16 protein-coding genes are annotated in these 17,180 nt (G+C 61.2%); 5 read left to right on the top strand and 11 right to left on the bottom strand.

All coding sequences use genetic code 11. The features are described 5' to 3' along the window. Positions 1–272: 272 nt before the first annotated feature. Complete coding sequence (locus BRA49_RS06580) at positions 273–1,469, bottom strand: DUF92 domain-containing protein (protein ID WP_292384560.1); 1,197 nt, start codon at positions 1,467–1,469, stop codon at positions 273–275. Between the two features lie 195 nt (positions 1,470–1,664). On the opposite strand from BRA49_RS06580, the gene BRA49_RS06575 reads away from it, so the two are divergent. After that, positions 1,665–4,256 (top strand): valine--tRNA ligase, encoded by a 2,592-nt coding sequence (locus BRA49_RS06575; protein WP_292384558.1) that lies wholly within the window; start codon positions 1,665–1,667, stop codon positions 4,254–4,256. Here the strand turns inward: BRA49_RS06575 and tmk are convergent. After that, the gene (gene tmk / locus BRA49_RS06570) at positions 4,213–4,830 is read right to left on the bottom strand and encodes a dTMP kinase (protein WP_292384556.1); all 618 of its coding nucleotides are present in this window, start codon (positions 4,828–4,830) and stop codon (positions 4,213–4,215) included. The genes BRA49_RS06575 and tmk overlap by 44 nt on opposite strands. Continuing rightward, the gene (locus BRA49_RS06565; RefSeq protein ID WP_292384554.1) at positions 4,824–5,504 is read right to left on the bottom strand and encodes a HisA/HisF-related TIM barrel protein; all 681 of its coding nucleotides are present in this window, start codon (positions 5,502–5,504) and stop codon (positions 4,824–4,826) included. Before BRA49_RS06565 ends, tmk begins: the two co-directional genes overlap by 7 nt. Positions 5,505–5,548: 44 nt before the next feature. On the opposite strand from BRA49_RS06565, the gene BRA49_RS06560 reads away from it, so the two are divergent. From BRA49_RS06560 to BRA49_RS06545, 4 genes are all read left to right on the top strand, one after another. Beyond that, the gene (locus tag BRA49_RS06560; RefSeq protein WP_292384552.1) at positions 5,549–6,238 is read left to right on the top strand and encodes a (5-formylfuran-3-yl)methyl phosphate synthase; all 690 of its coding nucleotides are present in this window, start codon (positions 5,549–5,551) and stop codon (positions 6,236–6,238) included. A 3-nt stretch (positions 6,239–6,241) separates the two neighbouring features. Next, complete coding sequence (gene guaB / locus BRA49_RS06555; RefSeq protein ID WP_292384550.1) at positions 6,242–7,708, top strand: IMP dehydrogenase; 1,467 nt, start codon at positions 6,242–6,244, stop codon at positions 7,706–7,708. Positions 7,709–7,841: 133 nt separating this feature from the next. Beyond that, positions 7,842–8,369 carry an ArsR family transcriptional regulator gene (locus tag BRA49_RS06550; RefSeq protein ID WP_413788528.1) on the top strand — a complete coding sequence of 176 codons (528 nt, stop codon included), beginning with the start codon at positions 7,842–7,844 and terminating at the stop codon, positions 8,367–8,369. Between the two features lie 37 nt (positions 8,370–8,406). Beyond that, positions 8,407–8,775, top strand: a complete 369-nt coding sequence (locus tag BRA49_RS06545) for a hypothetical protein (protein ID WP_292384547.1) — start codon at positions 8,407–8,409, stop codon at positions 8,773–8,775. Positions 8,776–8,889: 114 nt separating this feature from the next. On the opposite strand, the gene BRA49_RS06540 is transcribed toward BRA49_RS06545, so the two are convergent. From BRA49_RS06540 to thiC, 8 genes are all read right to left on the bottom strand, one after another. Next, positions 8,890–9,231, bottom strand: a complete 342-nt coding sequence (locus BRA49_RS06540) for a helix-turn-helix transcriptional regulator (RefSeq protein ID WP_292384545.1) — start codon at positions 9,229–9,231, stop codon at positions 8,890–8,892. 5 nt (positions 9,232–9,236) lie between these two features. Continuing rightward, on the bottom strand, positions 9,237–9,473 hold the full coding sequence (locus BRA49_RS06535; RefSeq protein ID WP_292384544.1) for an LSM domain-containing protein: 237 nt from the start codon (positions 9,471–9,473) through the stop codon (positions 9,237–9,239). Between the two features lie 125 nt (positions 9,474–9,598). Beyond that, positions 9,599–10,696 (bottom strand): fructose-1,6-bisphosphate aldolase/phosphatase, encoded by a 1,098-nt coding sequence (gene fbp, locus BRA49_RS06530; RefSeq protein WP_292384542.1) that lies wholly within the window; start codon positions 10,694–10,696, stop codon positions 9,599–9,601. Between the two features lie 412 nt (positions 10,697–11,108). After that, complete coding sequence (locus tag BRA49_RS06525; RefSeq protein WP_292384541.1) at positions 11,109–11,561, bottom strand: Hsp20/alpha crystallin family protein; 453 nt, start codon at positions 11,559–11,561, stop codon at positions 11,109–11,111. Positions 11,562–11,633: 72 nt separating this feature from the next. Continuing rightward, a complete protein-coding gene (locus BRA49_RS06520; RefSeq protein WP_292384539.1) occupies positions 11,634–14,057 on the bottom strand; it encodes a CDC48 family AAA ATPase in 2,424 nt (807 codons plus the stop codon). 44 nt (positions 14,058–14,101) lie between these two features. Further along, positions 14,102–14,692 (bottom strand): 5-formyltetrahydrofolate cyclo-ligase, encoded by a 591-nt coding sequence (locus BRA49_RS06515; protein WP_292384538.1) that lies wholly within the window; start codon positions 14,690–14,692, stop codon positions 14,102–14,104. A gap of 62 nt (positions 14,693–14,754) precedes the next feature. After that, positions 14,755–15,171 carry a carboxymuconolactone decarboxylase family protein gene (locus tag BRA49_RS06510; RefSeq protein WP_292384536.1) on the bottom strand — a complete coding sequence of 139 codons (417 nt, stop codon included), beginning with the start codon at positions 15,169–15,171 and terminating at the stop codon, positions 14,755–14,757. Positions 15,172–15,749: 578 nt separating this feature from the next. Further along, positions 15,750–17,024 carry a phosphomethylpyrimidine synthase ThiC gene (gene thiC / locus BRA49_RS06505; RefSeq protein WP_292384534.1) on the bottom strand — a complete coding sequence of 425 codons (1,275 nt, stop codon included), beginning with the start codon at positions 17,022–17,024 and terminating at the stop codon, positions 15,750–15,752. Between the last annotated feature and the right edge of the window lie 156 nt (positions 17,025–17,180).

The following is a 17,180-nucleotide window of genomic DNA, read 5'->3' as shown; positions in this document are numbered from 1 at the left end:
TTCCCGCCAGGCTGTACAACTCGGAAGCCTCCGGCCTCTCACAACACAAGACACGTGGTCGTCTTGAGTTTCGCCTTGCCCCTCCCGGTCTATCCCCGCGCGGCGATACTCCCCTGGTCCAGTATACCGGGACAAGTCCCGGGAAAGCACCCGGTCCGGCATACTTGCACACTATTCCGGATTCAGCGTAATGATTTTGATCTAACTAAGCCTGTGCCTTCGATGGGTGCCTATACCGGTCCCAAAAAAGCGTAGCGGAGCCCGCCCCCCCCTCACCGTAGCATATAGAGCAGCATCCCCGCGACCCCGCCGAAGAACGTGGCGGTCAGGTTCGTGCCGGAATTCCCGATCCTGCCACTGTTCTCGAGCGTTGCACCCACGAGGCTGTCGACGTTGGTGCCGATGAAGCCGGCGATGACCGTGACGACGACCATCCAGGGATCGGCGACACCCATCACCCAGGCGGCGCCGGCGACGATGACGGACGCGATGACGGCGGCCGCCTCGCCCCGCAGGGTCACCCCGCCGTTCGTTCCGCGGGGGACCGGCCGGAGCGTCGTGATCAGGTACGGCGTCTTCCCCGTGACCCCGATCTCGCTTGCGGCGGTATCGGCGGCGGCGGAGGCGACGCTCCCCATGTAGAGCGCCACGAAGGCCGGGTGCCCCGTTACCCCGAAGAGGATGGCGGCGCCGGTTGCTACGAGGCCGTTTGCAAAGACGTTAAAGTAGCCGCGCACGCCCCCGTGCTCCTGGGCGACCCCGAGCCTCTTCTTATCGCCGTAGCGGTACCGGGTAGCCCCGGCGCCGATGATGAAGAACGTGAGCATGATCAGGAACCACCGGACGTCCGCGAAGACGATGAGGATGATGCCGATCATGGCGCCCGAGAAGAGGCCGCTGATGTCGGCCACCCGGAACCGGTAGGCGGTGTAGCCGAACCCGAATCCGATGAGGGCCGCGGCGACGAGGATGATCAGGTCGACTTTAAAGTTGAGTTCCTCGAAGAGGAACATCGTCATCGCCACACCGAGCGCCTCGATCATCAGGGCGTCGTCCCGGCCCCGGAGAGCCGCCCGGAGCAGCACCGCGGCGACCACCCCCATAACGACGACAAGCGGCGCGGTATACCCGAGGTAGAGCATCACCGCAAGCGAAACGCCGATGGCGGCAATCAGGTGGTGAAGGTAGGATGTCTGTCTCCTTCCGGTAAGGCGAAACGCCAGCTCGCCGATCACGACGATGCCGAGCGTGCAGGTGAAGACGAATGTCGAGAGCCAGCCGAACCCGTAGAGCACGGCAAGCGCGAGGATCGAGAGTGACACATACCGGGTATCCCGGATAAGAAAGAGAACGAGCGAGAACGGGATGAGGAAGAGAGTGAGCAGCCATGCCGGCTGGAGCAGGGGGGCAAGGGCTATAAAGGCGAGGGTGAGCACCGATGCCAGAACCAACCCCAGCGGCTTTGTCATTCACATACAATTTGGCCGTGCAGGGGAAAGCCTTTAGGGTCGAACGCCCGGACGTTCGCCGGAGCTCCCTGACGGTGAACGTTCGGGCAGGTCGCGATCCGGGGCGGCAGACCCGCGCCCGGCACGGGTAACCGCAGGGCCAAAGCCTCGTGGAACAATATATTTCACTGGAAAGAGAGAGATCATACGCTGAAAATGTCGCCGTCACATCAACTACCTAAAAACTACGATATCGAAGAAGTGGAGAGGCGCTGGCAGAGCACCTGGCGGGATGAGGAGAACTATTTCGATCCCGACTCGCAAAAACCCCGGTTCATCATCGATACGCCGCCGCCGTATCCCACCGGTAACTTCCATATCGGCAACGCATTGAACTGGTGCTACATCGACTTTATCGCGCGGTACAAGCGTATGCGCGGCTACAACGTCATGTTCCCCCAGGGATGGGACTGCCACGGCCTTCCCACCGAGGTGAAGGTCGAGGAGACCTACGGGATCACCAAGAACGATGTATCGCGGGAGAAGTTCCGGGAGATGTGCCGCGACCTCACGATCGGCAACATCGAGAAGATGCGGGCGACCATGCGGCGGCTCGGGTTCTCCACTGACTGGAGCCACGAGTACATCACCATGCTCCCGGAATACTACAAAAAGACCCAGGCGTCGTTCCTGAAGATGCTCAACGCCGGCGACATATACCAGAGCGAGCATCCCGTAAACTTCTGCACCCGGTGCGAGACGGCCATCGCGTTTGCCGAGGTTAATTACGTCCCTCGCACGACCACGCTCAACTACTTCGACTTCGACGGCGTCGAGATCGCCACCACCCGACCCGAACTGCTCGCGGCCTGCGTTGCAGTGGCGGTTCACCCCGACGACGAGCGGTACCATGGGTTGAAGGGGAAGAAACTCGTGGTCCCGATCTTCAAGCACGAGGTGCCGGTCATCGAGGATGCTGTGGTCGATCCGGGTTTCGGCAGCGGTGCGGTGATGATCTGTACGTTCGGGGACAAGACGGACGTCTACTGGTGGAAGGAGCACGACCTGGAACTCCGGAAGGCGATCGACCGGCAGGGCATTATGACCGCGACCGCGGCCCCCTACGCGGGAATGTCGTCGGAGGAGTGCAGGACGGCGATCCTCCGCGACATGCAAGAAGCGGGGATCCTGAAGCGGCAGGAGGAACTCGAACAGCGGGTGGGAACCTGCTGGCGATGCAAGACCCCGATCGAGATCCTCTCGGAGCGCCAGTGGTTCGTGAAGGTCCATCAGGACGAGATCCTGGAGTCGGCCCGGAAGATATCCTGGACGCCGGAGCATATGTTCACCCGGCTTGAGAACTGGGCGAACTCGATGGAGTGGGACTGGTGCATCTCCCGGCAGCGGATCTTCGCGACCCCGATCCCGGTCTGGTTCTGTGCCGCCTGCGGTGAGACGGTCATCCCCGACGAGGCGGACCTCCCGATCGACCCGACCGTCGATAAGCCGAAAACCCCCTGCCCGAAGTGCGGCGCATCAGAGTTCATCGGCGAAAAAGACGTTCTCGACACCTGGATGGACTCGTCGATATCGGTGCTCCATGTCACCGGGTGGGACGGGACCAACAAGCCCCCGCTCTTCCCGGCGCAGATCCGACCCCAGGGTCACGATATCATACGGACGTGGGCGTTCTATACGATCCTCCGGGCGAAGGCACTCGTCGGCAGCCAACCCTGGGACCAGATCCTGGTCAACGGCATGGTGCTCGGGGAAGACGGGTTCAAGATGAGCAAGAGCAGGAGCAATATCATCGCCCCCGAAGAGATCGTCGGGCAGTACGGCGCCGACGCGCTCCGGCAGTGGGGTGCCGGGGGTGCCGCAACCGGCTCGGACATCATGTTCAACTGGAACGACGTCATTGCCGCGTCCCGGTTCCAGACCAAACTCTGGAACATCTTTCGGTTCGTTATGGGGCACCTGGACGCCGAGACGGAGAACGCGGCGCCGGTGACGGAGCTCACCGACCGGTGGCTGCTCGTCCGGCTCTCCGATACCGTCGCGGAGGTCACCGCCGCGATGGAGGGCTACCAGTTCGACCGGGCGCTCAGGACGATCCGGGAGTTTGCCTGGAACACGCTCGCCGCCGACTACGTCGAGATCGTGAAGGGCCGCCTGTATACGGACGAGAGGAGCCGGGCGAGCGCCTGCAGCGCCCTCGCGACGACCATGGACGTCCTCTGTCGTCTCCTCGCGCCGATCATCCCGCACTTTGCGGAGGAGTGCTACCACAACCTGACCGGGAGGAGCGTGCACGGCGAGACCTGGCCCGAGTTTGCGTATGCCGACGATACGGCGCGGCGCCACGGCGACCTCCTCGTGAAGACGGTCGCCGAACTCCGGCGCTACAAGCACGATAAGGGCATGGCCCTGAACGCGCCGCTCGGTCACGTGACGATCTACGCGCCGGAGCCGGTCGACGACGCCGGCGACGCCGGGCGAGCGCTCGCCGGCGAAGTCCAGTGGAGCGTCGGGACGCCCCGGCTCGAAGAGGTCGTGAGCGGCGTGAACTTCAACATGGCGATCATCGGGCCGGCGTTACGCAAGCAGGCCCGTGGGTTCATGGAGGCCGTGGAGGCCCTCTCGCCGGAACAACTCAAGAACCCGCCGTCGACCGTCACCGTCAACGGCGAGGAGATCCCGGTCCCGGCCGGCTCTTTCACGCCGAAGGTCGCCTACCGGGTGGCGGGAGAAGAGGTGGACGTCCTCACGCTCGGGGACGTGGTCGTGACGATCGGACACTCGTCCTGATCTCGTCGGCGATGAACTCCGCGACCTCCTCTTTTTCGAGCAGCGCATCGACGATGAGAAACCGCGCGGGATCGGCCGCCGCAAGGTCCAGGTAGTTCTCCTGCACCCGCGCGAGGATCCCGGCGCTCTCAAAATACTCTCTCTTCTTCTCCGGGTCGAGCCTTGAGACGGCATCTTCGACCGGGAGGACCAGGAGGAACGTCCGGTCGGGCCGGATCGACCATCCTTCATGGATCCGGCGGAGCCAGAGGAGGGGGTCGGGGAGGATGCCGTCGAGGACGACCGGCTGGTAGGCGAACCGGGAGTCGGCGTAACGGTCGGAGATGACGAGCCTCCCTTCGTCGAGCGCGGGCCGGATCACCCCATCGATATGCGCGGCGTGGTCGGCGCAGAAGAGGAGCGCCTCGGTGATCGGGTCCATCCGCTCGGCGATTGCCCGCCGCACCGATTCTCCCACCCAGGTGGCGCCGGGCTCGCGGGTGAAGAGGGGATCGAGGTCGGTGAGCAGCTCACGGAGACGGGTTAGAAGCGTGCTCTTGCCGCTCCCGTCGATCCCCTCGATGGTGATCAGCAAGGGTATCCTCTCCGGACCCACTCGAGCGGCACCGTGCCGTGGTGGACGGCGGTTGCGATGATCGCCCCGTCAAACCCGGTATCTGCGAGGAGACGGATATCGTCGACCCCGGCGACTCCTCCCCCGTAGAGGAGGCGGCCGGGATAGCACGCCCGCATCTCTTCGAGGTCTTTTTCGACGAGGCCCCGTTCCGTTCCCACGGCACCGATGTTCAGGATGATGCATCCCTCAAACGAGAACCCTGATGCCCGGGCCAGCATCTCCGCCGGCCGGATGCCCCAGGGAAGCACCCGGCCTCCTTTGATGTCGATGCTGAGGTAGCCGGCCCGGTATGCTGCAAGGTCTTCGATCACTCTCGCCGCCGTCTCGGTGCCGACGACCGGCGTCACTCCCTCGACCGCCGTGCATTCGGCAGGTGACCGGCAGCCCCGGTCGAGGTAGCACCGCTCGACCATGGCGGCGCAACGCCGGACCAGGTCGTCCTGCGGGGTTTGGCCCTGGAGAGCATCGAGATCCGCAATGTAGAGAAAACGGGGCTGCAGGGCGGCGAGATACGCTTCCGGTTCGGCCGAGGGAGCAATTCCCCAGGTTAGCGGCCGATAGCCGGCGCGCATCCCGGACTTTCCGTGCACCACGAGACCGCCTGCCAGATCGACTGCAAGAATCAGTTCCATGTCCTCAACGCAATCACTATTAGGGTGAAGGATCATTAATTTCTATGCAATTACTCGTCAGTCCAAGCAGCATTGAGGAGGCAAGAAGCTCGCTTTCCGCTGACATCATTGACGTGAAGAAACCCTCAGAGGGTTCGCTGGGGGCGAATTTCCCCTGGATCATCCGTGAGATCAAGAACCTCGCCGGTAAAAAGCCTGTCAGCGCTGCTATCGGGGACAATGAGTATAAGCCAGGAACTGCGGCTCTCTCGGCCTATGGTGCCGCGCACGCAGGTGCTGATTTTATCAAGGTCGGCCTGATGTTCGACGGGGTCGACCGTGCCCGTGATGTCGTTGAGGCGGTGACCACGGCGGTGAAACAAGAGTTTCCCGAGAAACTCGTCGTTATCGCCGCATATGCCGATTTTGAGAGGATGGGTACGATCTCTCCGTTTGATATCAGTCCGCTGGTTGCTGATGCCGGGGCCGATGTCGCCATGATCGACACCGGCATTAAAGATGGGAAGAGTCTCTTTGAGTTCATGGACGAGGAGACACTGAAGCTGTTCACCGAACGAAACCGCGAACTCGGGCTCCAGACGGCCCTTGCCGGTTCGCTGAAGTTCGAGGACCTCGATGCCTTAAAGCGGATCGACCCGGAGATCATCGGTGTCCGGGGGATGGTCTGCGGGGGCGATCGATCGACCACGATCCGGGCCGAGCTTGTGGAAAGAGCAATGATGATGCTTGGGTGACGTATGTATACCGAGAAGATGAACCTGGAAACGACGTTTACATTTGATGATGTGCTGCTTGAGCCCGCTGAATCCTGGGTCGAGCCCGACGAGGCCGATGTCAGATCGCAATTCTCAAAGAACATCTCCCTGAACATACCCCTTGTGAGCGCCGCCATGGATACGGTGACCGAGTCGGTGATGGCGATAACGATGGCACGGGAGGGCGGCATCGGCGTCATTCATCGGAATATGACCCCGGAACACGAGGTCGCCGAGGTCAGGGTCGTCAAGCAGGCCGAAGACCTGATCGAGCGCGAGGTCGTGACGGTCGGTCCCGAGGCCACGGTCACCGATGTGGAACGGGTCATGAAACAGTACGGTATCGGCGGCGTGCCCATCGTCGAGGACGATCGCGTGATTGGTATCGTCAGCCGCCGGGATATCAGGGCGATCCTGCCCAAACGGGGCGATGCAAAGATCACCGGCTACATGACCAAGAACCTGATCACCGCGTCTGAGGAGATCACGTCGGAGAATGCGCTCGATACGATGTATTCGAACAAGGTCGAGCGTCTTCCGGTCGTGGACGGGCAGGGGCGCCTCGTCGGCATCATCACGATGCGGGATATCCTTGAAAAAAGGCAGTACCCCCGCGCGAACCGCGATGCGAACGGGAAACTCCGGGTCGCCGCCGCTGTGGGCCCCTTCGACTTCAACCGGGCAATGATGCTCGTCCAGGCGGGCGTCGACGCCCTGGTGGTGGACTGCGCGCACGGCCACAACATGAACGTCGTCAAATCGGTCCGGGATATCAAGGCGAGCGTCGCCGTCGATGTGGTGGCCGGAAACATCGCGACAAAGCAGGCGGCCGCAACCCTCATCGACACCGTCGACGGGCTGAAGGTGGGCATCGGGCCGGGCTCCATCTGCACGACAAGGATCGTCGCGGGTGTGGGCGTGCCGCAGGTCTCTGCGATCGCCAACGTCGCAGAGGTGGCGCATGAGGCCGGTGTGCCGGTGATCGCCGACGGCGGCATCCGCTACTCAGGGGACATCGCGAAGGCGATCGCCGCAGGGGCGGACTGTGTCATGGCGGGCAGTCTCTTTGCAGGCACCGACGAAGCGCCGGGAAGGGTCACGACGATCAAGGGCCGGCGCTACAAGCAGTACCGTGGGATGGGCTCGCTTGGTGTCATGAGCAGCGGGGAGTCGAGCGACCGCTACTTCCAGAAGAAGGGGATCGGGAGGACCAAGTTCGTCCCCGAAGGTGTCGAGGGAGTCACTCCCTACGTCGGGCACGTCTCGGACGTCATCTACCAGCTCGTCGGCGGCCTGAAGTCTGCGATGGGCTATACGGGGTCTAAGACGATACCTGACCTGAAGAAGAACGGCAGATTTCTGAGGATAACGCCTGCGGGCTACGGCGAGAGTCACCCGCACAACATTATGATCACCGATGAGGCGCCGAACTACCGCCTCTTCGAGTGATCATTTTATATACTCAGATCACTAACATTTAGTAAACATGCTTGAGGGCGGTGAGGTTTCCCGTCTCCTTGATATCCTGGGAAACCGGAACAGGCGGCGAATAATAGAACTGCTGCGACAGAAGCCGTGTTTTGTGACCGAGATCTCCGAGCGTCTGGTGCTCAGTCCAAAAGCGGTGATAGAACACCTGCAGTTGATGGAACGTGCAGAACTCCTCATCTCCTGCCAGGACGACCGCAGGCGAAAGTATTACTACCTCTCGCATGACATCAATGTCATCGTAAACCTGCAGAAGCAGGATGGTGTTACGCTTCCCTCCGTTGAAGAGAACCAGAAGACAAGGTTTACGCGAGATCTCGTGGTACTCCGGAGGATGATCCGGGCCCGCGACGAACTCATGGATAACCTTGAAGAACTGGAGCGGGAGATCGAATCGAGGTTCGCTGAGGTTACGCGCGTGGGAGGGGGCAGCCTCGTCGATGATGGGGATCTGGAGGTTATCCTCCCCCTCTTCCACGTTGACCTGACACTTGTGGAACTCGAGGAAGTGAGCAGCCTGTCCACGGATGAGCTGAAACAGAGACTGGGCAACCTCATGTACGCCGGGGTTGTCGAACGGGTCAACGATCGATACCGGATACGTGGTACACATGGCGAATAATCCATACGACGAAATGTTTAGAAATATCGCGCGGCTGATGGAGAAGATCTTAAGCGAGATGCCTCTCCAGGACCCGAAGATCATCGGGTTCACCATCATCAGCGGATCACCCGAGGGGGCACCCTACCTCGATTCGTCCGAAGAGAGCGAGGAGTCCGATGTTGAGGTGGTCGAAGGGGACGACTGCATCTACGTCACCGCGGTGGCGGATGCCCGGGCGAGTGGCGCCCCATACGTCACGTTCCAGGAAGATTCCGTGACCCTCTGCGTCGGGGGTGACGAGGAGACGATCATCGATCTCGACTGTGAGATTGATGTCCTGCACAGTTCTTACAACGTGCAGCACGGCGTGATCGACGCGGTCTGCCGGAAGAAGAGCACTCCGGACGAAATTGCCCGGTCCTGAACCGGACCTCTACTTTTTTGGGAACAGGGCTTTAATGCGCGCTCCGGCGACTCCCGATCGGCGGGGGGTGCCGCTGCTCCGGGAACTGCCGAGGAATCGCGAAAAAAAAGTGTCTTACTCCTGATACTCTTCAAGAGCAAGCTGGTACATCCAGTCAAGGAGGAGCGCGCACTCTTCCGGGGTGCATTCCTGGTCGCAGCCGATGCACGGGAGGACCTCCCCTCCTGCAAGGATGACGCAGGGATCAACCGCCCGCTTCTTTGCCCTCAGCATATAGGTCTTGATGCCGTCGCTGCGGAACTCGACGCGCTCGATCAATCCGGCATCCAGCAGCCGCTTTACAATCCGTGAGCACTTTCTGCTGTCGATGTCAAGGAGTTTCCAGAGCTCGCTCTGGAGAACGCCCTGTCGATGGGACTGGATTACCTTAAGTGCTTCTTCCTCCTGATCAGGCATGGCTATCAGAGCAGGGGTGCAATGGTCAGGATATTATTGCCTCGGATGACGACGGTCCCGAGTGCGCGGCCCCTCTGATCACCGGTATACTCGGTGGTCTCGTCCATGTGCAGATTCAGGTGTTCGTCCACCGCCACGAGCCGGCCCTGGAGTTTCCTGCCGTCATCCTTGATCTCAACGACGATTTTGGAGTCCACGAGTGAAAAAACCTTCTTTACGGGGAGTACAATGCCGTTAACCATCTGTTCTTATATGGTTATCTTCACGCATTAAGTTTTCCATCTACCCGCTGGATGCCGTTGAGCAGTCGTCCGGCAACAACCATGGTATCGTAGCCGGTCCCGGCCGGCCGATCGGAAAAAAAGGTTTACTCGGGAAGGTCTTCCCAGCGGTCCTTGAGCTTCTTCTCGACGCCTGGGAGGGTGGTGTACTCCATCTCCTCAAGCGAGAGGCGGTGCGGTTCGAACGGTCCGTGGGCCCGGAGCACGTCGGAAAGTTCGCAGCACCGGTCGCGGACACGGTTGAATGCCGGGTCGTCGAACATGTCTGCAGGCCCGATCAACTTTCCGTTGCTGACCTGGAACCCGAGGCAGACGACCCGGGGCGGTCCGTCGAACGCGGTGCAATTTGCGTCGCAGACGCCCACCGGCATGAACGGCCCGTGGTGCGAGCCGCGCATCCAGCCGGCCACGAGGATGGGCGTCCTGAAGGGGTCGATGACCTCGCCGACCGACGGGAACCCGCTCTGCGCCCTGATGACCATGACCGGGTCGTCCTTGCCGACGTAGCGGCCGGCCATCAGGTTCAGCCGCTGGGTGCTGGTAGATGCGGCAACTTCGCCGTTCTTCTTCCAGACATACTTGATCACATAGCGGCTCGGTGCTCCGATATAAGCCAGGAGGCTGTAGGACTCCTCGGGCGTGTTGAAGAGGATTCTCCGCTTCTTTATGACGTCGTGGACCTCGAAGGTGAACCCGTCGTGCATCGAGGGGTCGATGACGAGGCCGGACGTGCTGAAGGGGTCGGCGAAGATCCGGTAGAGGAAGTAGTTCCACGCCCCGGGCTCGGTCTTGTCGGCCATGAAGACCAGGACCGGGTCTGAGCCGCGCTCTTCAAACTCCATCTCGGCAACGCCGGGCCCCATCCCCTTGACGTTACCGCTGAACGCATCTCCGAGCAGGTCCTGGCCGGCGCCGTAGAGTTTCATCTCCTTGGCGAGTGTGGCGCATTCCATGAAGATATCCCACGCCAGTTTGTGGATCTCTTCATTGTCCTCGCCCCTGGTATGCGTCATGATCAACTCGAGATCGTCACCGCAGTGGGTGACGTGCGAGTCGATGAGGATACTGCCTTCTGCTTCCTTAAGCCTCCGGGCGGCCACCTCGAGGAGCTTAGGGTGGGTACGGGAATGTCCCGGGAAACTGCCTACATCTGCTTTAATCACGGATACGGTGGTCTTGACCATGTAATCACCACTACCTGGACGGGCGTAGCCCTTACGACTAGTAGATAGGTATCACTGTATATGTAGGTGTTGCCTTGAAAAAAGGTTGGCTACGACAACTAGTTTTTATGTTGACCCTTTCTGGCGATCCCTCACGGCTCGTGTCCCTGAGGGGCCCCCGCGGCCGGCATGCTGGAGGTTGTCTGTTTCGCCGTTTACTCGATATGCCGGTGAACAAGCATCGCGCGAGGGGGTGTTCCGGGGGTTGCACGTGAATGGCCCCGAGAACGATCGCGCGTCCTCTCCGGGAGACATCATTCCTGTGCGCCCCGCGATGGGCGATACCCGGCATATCAAGAGGATGGGCCCGGCTCCCTGCAACCTCCAGCCCGGTGAAAAAATGTTGCGGCTTGCCGGCAGGCGGCCGATCCGCTCAATCGATCCTGATCGGTTTGCCCCGGGAGAATTTGACCTCCAGGACGCCGTGCTTGTAGTTCGACTGCATGGAGTCGGCATCCACGGTCGGTATCTCCACCGAGGTCAGCTGACTGGTGCCGGCGATGATCGTCAGTGTGCCGTTGATGAGTGACAGGTGAATATTCTCCTTATCGACACCAGGGAGATCGACCGCCACCGTCACGTCGTCATCAGTCGTGTACATCTCTGCTATCGGCTCGATGGTCCCCTCGGAGGAGGGTTCAGCGGGTTCTGCTACGGGAGCCGTTTCTTCCGCCGGTGTCTCAGTCTTGCCGGCATCATGGAGGATGATCTTGAACCCGTAGGCGAACGGCCTGTTCTGATCTCCCTGCTCTTTGAGCCCCTGCTCCATGAGGCGTTTCATCAGTTCGTTAAGTTGCTCGAAGATGTCTGCTGGGCTGTCACTCATAGTCATCACGTTGGTATTTCATCTCTGCTGGTGGGGGGGCGCGTAGCCCCCCTTCTGCGGGGAAGGCGCCACTCAGAACGCCATAGCCGTCTGCGGCAGGGGGCGTTCGATCCTGGCCTTCAACTCCTTTGCGAGGCGTTTGATCTCGCCGAAGTCTTTCTTTCTCTGGTAGACCGCGTCTTTGAGGGCCTGTGTCAGATTTTTGACTTCCTGCTCGACCTTCCCGGTCTCCCGCATCCTGGCACGGTTGATCGTCGAGACGGCATCTTCGAGCGCCGACCGCTGCTCCTGGTTGTAGAGGATCTCCCAGGAGTGGCGTTCGTTCTCCTCCAGCCGGTCGATATCGAGTGTGCCTCTCACGCGGGAGAGGGCGTCTTCGAAGTGTTTTCCGGTGATCCGCACGTTGCCGATGGCCTGGTTCCGTTCTTCCTCGCTCTTTTTGCCCATCGCGGCAATGAACTCGCGCATGGCGGATATCTTTGCCTCGCGAACCAGTGCCTCGATATCGGCGCCGACGTAACCCTCGGTCCTGTCGACCAGTTCCTCGATGTTGACGTCGCTTGCGAGGATCTCCCTGTTCCTGAGGTACACCTCGAAGATCTTCTTCCTGCCTTCCCGGTCGGGCGGCGGAACATAGATGATCCGGTCGAATCTGCCGGGGCGAAGCAGCGCCTCGTCCAACATGTCCGGGCGGTTGGTAGCGCCGAGAACCACGACATTGTTGAGCTCTTCGAGGCCGTCGAGCTCTGTCAGGATCTGACTTACCACACTTTCAGTTACGTGCGATGATCCTATATAAGATCCGCGTTTGGGCATAAGCGCGTCAATCTCGTCGAAAAAGATAATCGACGGTGCTGCTTGCCTCGCTTTCCGAAATACCTGGCGAACGCCGCGCTCCGACTCCCCGACCCATTTTGAGAGGAGCTCCGGACCTTTTATGGAGATAAAATTGCTTTCGCTCTCGTTTGCGACCGCCTTTGCAAGGAGTGTCTTCCCGGTCCCGGGCGGCCCGAAGAGCAGGATGCCGCGGGGGGGTTCGGTCTCCAGGGAGGCGAATATCTCCGGATATTTGAGCGGCCACTCAACGGCCTCTGCAAGATCGCTCTTTACGTCTTCGAGCCCCCCGACATCATCCCATTTGACATCGGGTATCTCTACGAGCACCTCTCGCATCGCGCTCGGCTCGACGTGCTTATGCGCTTCGATGAAGTCTTCGTTCGTCACGCGGAGCTGGTCGATGATCTCGGTGGGGATCTCCTCCTCGATCTTGATCTGCGGTATGATCCGGCGAATTGCGTGCATCGCCGCCTCTTTTGCCAGCAGCGCGATGTCGGCGCCGACGAAGCCGTGCGTGGAGCGGGCGTAGTCGTCGAGGTTCACGTCTTCGGCAAGGGGCATGCCGCGCGTGTGGATCTGGAAGATCTGCTGCCGTCCTTTGGTGTCCGGGATGCCGATCTCGATCTCGCGGTCGAATCGGCCGCCGCGCCGCAGGGCGGGGTCGATCATATCCGGGAGGTTCGTTGCGGCGATCACCACCACCTGGCCCCGGGTCTTTAGCCCGTCCATAAGGGCCAGGAGCTGGGCGACGATCCGGCGTTCGACTTCACCTTTCACCTCCTCACGTTTGGGCGCGATCGAGTCGATCTCGTCGATGAAGATGATCGAGGGTGCGTTCTCCTGCGCTTCCTCAAAGACTTCACGGAGACGCTCTTCGGACTCGCCGTAGTACTTGCTCATGATCTCGGGGCCCGAGAGCGTGACGAAGTGAGCATCCACCTCGTTTGCCACCGCTTTTGCGATCAGCGTCTTTCCTGTTCCCGGCGGACCGTAGAGCAGGACTCCCTTCGGGGGCTCGATGCCGAGGCGCTCGAAGAGTTCGGGGTGCCGGAGCGGGAGTTCGATCATCTCACGGACAAGCTGCAACTCGCGATCGAGACCGCCGATATCCTCGTAGTGGACATCGCCCGCTACCTCGCGCTGCCCTTCCTTGGGCTCGTAGGGGGTCTCTTTCAGCTCGATCTCGGTGCTGTCGGTGACGATGGCGATGCCTTTCGGGGCTACTTTGGCGATGACGAACGTGAGCGGGTTGCCGAGGATGCTGACCCGGACGTGCTGCCCCTCGGTGACCGGCCGGCCGCGGAGGAGCCTTCCCAGGTACTGTTCTCCGCCGACGAGGCGGATGGGCTGGGTCGGCTGGATGGTCACCTTCTTGGCGTATCCGGCCTCGGTCTTCCTGATCCGGACCTTGTCGTCGATCCCCGATCCGACGTTGCTCCGGGTGTTGCCGTCGATGCGAAGGACCGCCTTACCGGTGTCCTGGGGAAAGCCGGGCCATATGAGCGTCGCCGCCTTCTGGCGTCCCTCGATCTCGACGACATCACCACTGACGAGGCCGAGCGCCTTCATGGTGTCCATGCTCAGTCTGCCGATTCCTCGGCCGGCGTCCTCGTGGGCCGCCTCCTTGATGGTCACCTCAACATACTCTGTATTACCCATGCGAATAACCTCCTCGTATGGTTACCATAGGTAAGTGATGACAACTATTTAAATGTTTCTGACATGCTACTCCCGTTCAGTCGGGTTGTCCCTTTTTCTGTCACGATCCAATCCATCTTCACATCGTTTTCGTCGACGGGAACGCTCGGTGTCTGCTGGCAGGAGAACGCAATGCCTATCTTCTGCGGGTGGGGGTACCGGGAGAGGAAGCGGTCGTAATATCCGGCACCGTAGCCAAGCCGGTTTCCTTCGGCGTCGAAGGCGAGCATCGGTATGATGACCACCTCGATCTCCTCGGGCCGGGCCGGGAGTTCGTGGCCGATCGGTTCGGGCACGTTGAACGTGCTGGGGGAAAGGGCCGCGGGGTCCGGCAGATAGGAGAGGCGGAGGCTGCAGGTCTCCCGTTCGATGATGGGCACGACGACCCGCACGCCCCGCCGGTTCAGGTCGGCGATAAGACCGCTGGTCTCGACCTCGGGGGCTTTGGCGACGTAGACCATGACGGTCGTACAGCCGTTGAGGAGGTCGAGAAGCCGTTCCGTTATACTCCTGCTATATTCGGTGATCTGTGAGGGCGAGAGAAGGAGACGTGCCTCCTTTGCCTGCTCCCGGAGGGCCGCCTTTGTCTGGCTCATTAGAGAGTTTTGGCTGAATCAGACCATAAAGCATGCATGTCCCGGGGTGAGGCGGAGGTCGCCTACTCCCCGGCCCCCTGTTCCTTGCCGCAGACATCCTGGAACTGCCGCAGGGAGGAAGCAAAGACCCGGGTCTTCCCGATCATGGCGGCGATCTGGAGGACGTCGAGGATCTCGTCGCGGGACGCGCCTTCTTTCAGCGCGGCCCCCATGTGGACCTTCAGGCAGCTATCCGCCCCCGCTCCCGCGGCGGCCGCGACGGCGATGAGTTCCGCGGTCTTGGGGTCGAGAGACTCCGGGCGGGAGATCCGGTAATCGGCGACGGCGGAGAGCGCGAAGGTCTCGGGCCGTTCCCGGAGGATGGAGAAGATGAACGGGACGACGCCGAGCATCTTCTCGACATCCTCCACGATGTCGTCGCCGAGGTCGTCGGCGTGGGCGAGGAAGTCGTCTATGAGTTTCTCGTTATCGGGTTTCATTGGGGTGTCCTCTTATGTGAGTGTGGGCGGGGAGGAGGATAAGGGTGCGGGTTTTTGCTGTGAGGGCGGGGGTTCTGCCGTTATAGCAATGCACAACCCCATCTACGGCTTTCGTGGGGGTATCGCCACGGGGGGAGGGGCTGACGGGGAGTGCGATGCTCCGGAGGAGCGGAGCTCGAGCACCGGCAGGTGCGAGGTGCGAACGTAGTGAGCATGAGAAGACCGGAGGTCTTCGAGGGCGGTCTCCCCCTCCCCTGTCTTCACCCTACATACAGGCCTGTACCCCCACCCCGCCCGGCCTTCGGCCTCCTCATTTGCACCTGCGGTGCTTAAACTCCTGACTCGAAACCCTTCGGGTTTCTCCAGCTCCGGCCCTTCGGCCCACCGCACCCTTCGGCCAGTCGTTCCCCGCCCCTTGGGGCGGGGGCAGCGCGTGGCGATAGCCACCACGGTCCACTGTACCCGGGTCGTGGGCAAATATCAGTTTGATATGCATACAAACAGCCCTCGCTATCCAGCGAATAATGCCCCAAAAAAGACGAGATCCCGGAGGGAGCGCCCCCGCCCCCCACTCTCTCTCAGAAGTTAAAGTGCCGCCCGACGATCTTCAATGCGCAGAAGTCCCCGCACATCGTGCAGCCGTCGGTGTCGGCCGGCATCCGCTCGGCCCGGATCGCCCGGGCGCGCTCGGGGTTCATCGCGACCGCAAACTGCCGCTCCCAGTCGAGGTCGCGGCGGGCGTGGCCCATCTCGAGATCGGCGTCGCGCTTCTTGAGCTTGATCATATCCCCGACGTGGGCGGCGATCCTCGAACTGATGACGCCCTCGTAGACCTCCTCGGGGGTGGGGAGCGCCAGGTGCTCTGCCGGCGTCACGTAGCAGATGAAATCGGCGCCGTAGGAGGAGGAGAGCGCGGCGCCGATAGCGGCGACCCTGTCGTCGTAGCCGGGCGCGATATCGGTGACCAGGGGCCCGAGCATGTAGAACGGTTTCCGGTTCGTGACGCGCTTCTGCAGGACGACGTTGGTCTGGATCTCGTCGATCGGGATATGTCCCGGCCCCTCGATGATCGCCTGCACGCCCTGCTCGTGTGCCTTGTCGGCGAGTTCGGCGTTGATGAGCAGTTCCTGGATCTGTGCACGGTCGGTCGCATCGTGGACCGCGCCCGCCCGCATCCCGTTGCCGAACGAGAGGGTGACCTCGTGCTCTTTCAAGATCTCGACAAGGTAATCGAACTCCGAATACAGCGGGTTCTCCTTCTCGTTGTGAAGCATCCACGCGGTCATGAAGGCCCCGCCCCGGGAGACGAGCCCGCCGTGCCGCCCCTGGTTCTGCAGGCGCTTCATCGTCTCGTAGTTGATCCCGGTGTGGATCGCCATGAAGTTGGTCCCGAGCTTCGCCTGCTCCGCCGTGATCCGGAAGAGATCGTCCTCTTCCATGTGGACGACCGCCCCGTGCTTCCGGGCGGCCTCGATGAACGCCTGGTAGAGCGGGACCGACCCGACCGAGAGGTTGGTCGCCTCGACGACCCGGCGCCGGATCTCTGCAAAGTCGCCGCCGGTGGAGAGTTCCATCAGCGTATCGGCACCGGCGCGTTCGGCCTGCCGGACCTTCTCGATCTCCATATCGACGTCGACGATATCCGTCGACGTCCCGATGCTCGCGTTGACCTTCGTGCGGAGCCCTTCGCCGATACCGCAGATCTTCACCTTCCGGTAGGGAGAGACCGGAATGACGATGTGACCTTCGGCCACGCCGCGCCTGACAAACTCTTCGGTTACACCCTCTGCTGCTGCGACGATCCGCATCTCCTCGGTGATGACGCCTCGCCGGGCGTCTTCTATGAGACCCATGAGTGTATATTTGAGGAAAAGAATTGATAAAGGCTTGTTTTTAAAATTCCGGTTAAAATTGAGTTGTTCTCTCAACAAGTAAACTTGACTTACTCTTATGCAGATCTTTTTTCGTAGCCGGAAAGCCAAGGCTTACAAGAAATAAGGAAGCACCTC

Origin of the sequence: Methanoculleus sp. UBA430 (assembly GCF_002506585.1) — an archaeon.
In the GTDB taxonomy this organism is placed as follows: Archaea; Halobacteriota; Methanomicrobia; order Methanomicrobiales; family Methanoculleaceae; genus Methanoculleus.
Note: the sequence above shows the minus strand (reverse complement) of the source record. Positions and strands in the feature narration are given on the sequence as shown.

Bases quoted from the DNA above. Each gene is read 5' to 3' on its own strand.
- BRA49_RS06580 (WP_292384560.1), bottom strand. From the start codon at position 1,469: ATGACAAAGCCGCTGGGGTTGGTTCTGGCATCGGTGCTCACCCTCGCC.
- BRA49_RS06575 (WP_292384558.1), top strand. From the start codon at position 1,665: ATGTCGCCGTCACATCAACTACCTAAAAACTACGATATCGAAGAAGTG.
- BRA49_RS06565 (WP_292384554.1), bottom strand. From the start codon at position 5,504: ATGGAACTGATTCTTGCAGTCGATCTGGCAGGCGGTCTCGTGGTGCAC.
- BRA49_RS06560 (WP_292384552.1), top strand. From the start codon at position 5,549: ATGCAATTACTCGTCAGTCCAAGCAGCATTGAGGAGGCAAGAAGCTCG.
- guaB (WP_292384550.1), top strand. From the start codon at position 6,242: ATGTATACCGAGAAGATGAACCTGGAAACGACGTTTACATTTGATGAT.
- BRA49_RS06545 (WP_292384547.1), top strand. From the start codon at position 8,407: ATGGAGAAGATCTTAAGCGAGATGCCTCTCCAGGACCCGAAGATCATC.
- BRA49_RS06540 (WP_292384545.1), bottom strand. From the start codon at position 9,231: ATGCCTGATCAGGAGGAAGAAGCACTTAAGGTAATCCAGTCCCATCGA.
- BRA49_RS06535 (WP_292384544.1), bottom strand. From the start codon at position 9,473: ATGGTTAACGGCATTGTACTCCCCGTAAAGAAGGTTTTTTCACTCGTG.
- fbp (WP_292384542.1), bottom strand. From the start codon at position 10,696: ATGGTCAAGACCACCGTATCCGTGATTAAAGCAGATGTAGGCAGTTTC.
- BRA49_RS06525 (WP_292384541.1), bottom strand. From the start codon at position 11,561: ATGAGTGACAGCCCAGCAGACATCTTCGAGCAACTTAACGAACTGATG.
- BRA49_RS06520 (WP_292384539.1), bottom strand. From the start codon at position 14,057: ATGGGTAATACAGAGTATGTTGAGGTGACCATCAAGGAGGCGGCCCAC.
- BRA49_RS06515 (WP_292384538.1), bottom strand. From the start codon at position 14,692: ATGAGCCAGACAAAGGCGGCCCTCCGGGAGCAGGCAAAGGAGGCACGT.
- BRA49_RS06510 (WP_292384536.1), bottom strand. From the start codon at position 15,171: ATGAAACCCGATAACGAGAAACTCATAGACGACTTCCTCGCCCACGCC.
- thiC (WP_292384534.1), bottom strand. From the start codon at position 17,024: ATGGGTCTCATAGAAGACGCCCGGCGAGGCGTCATCACCGAGGAGATG.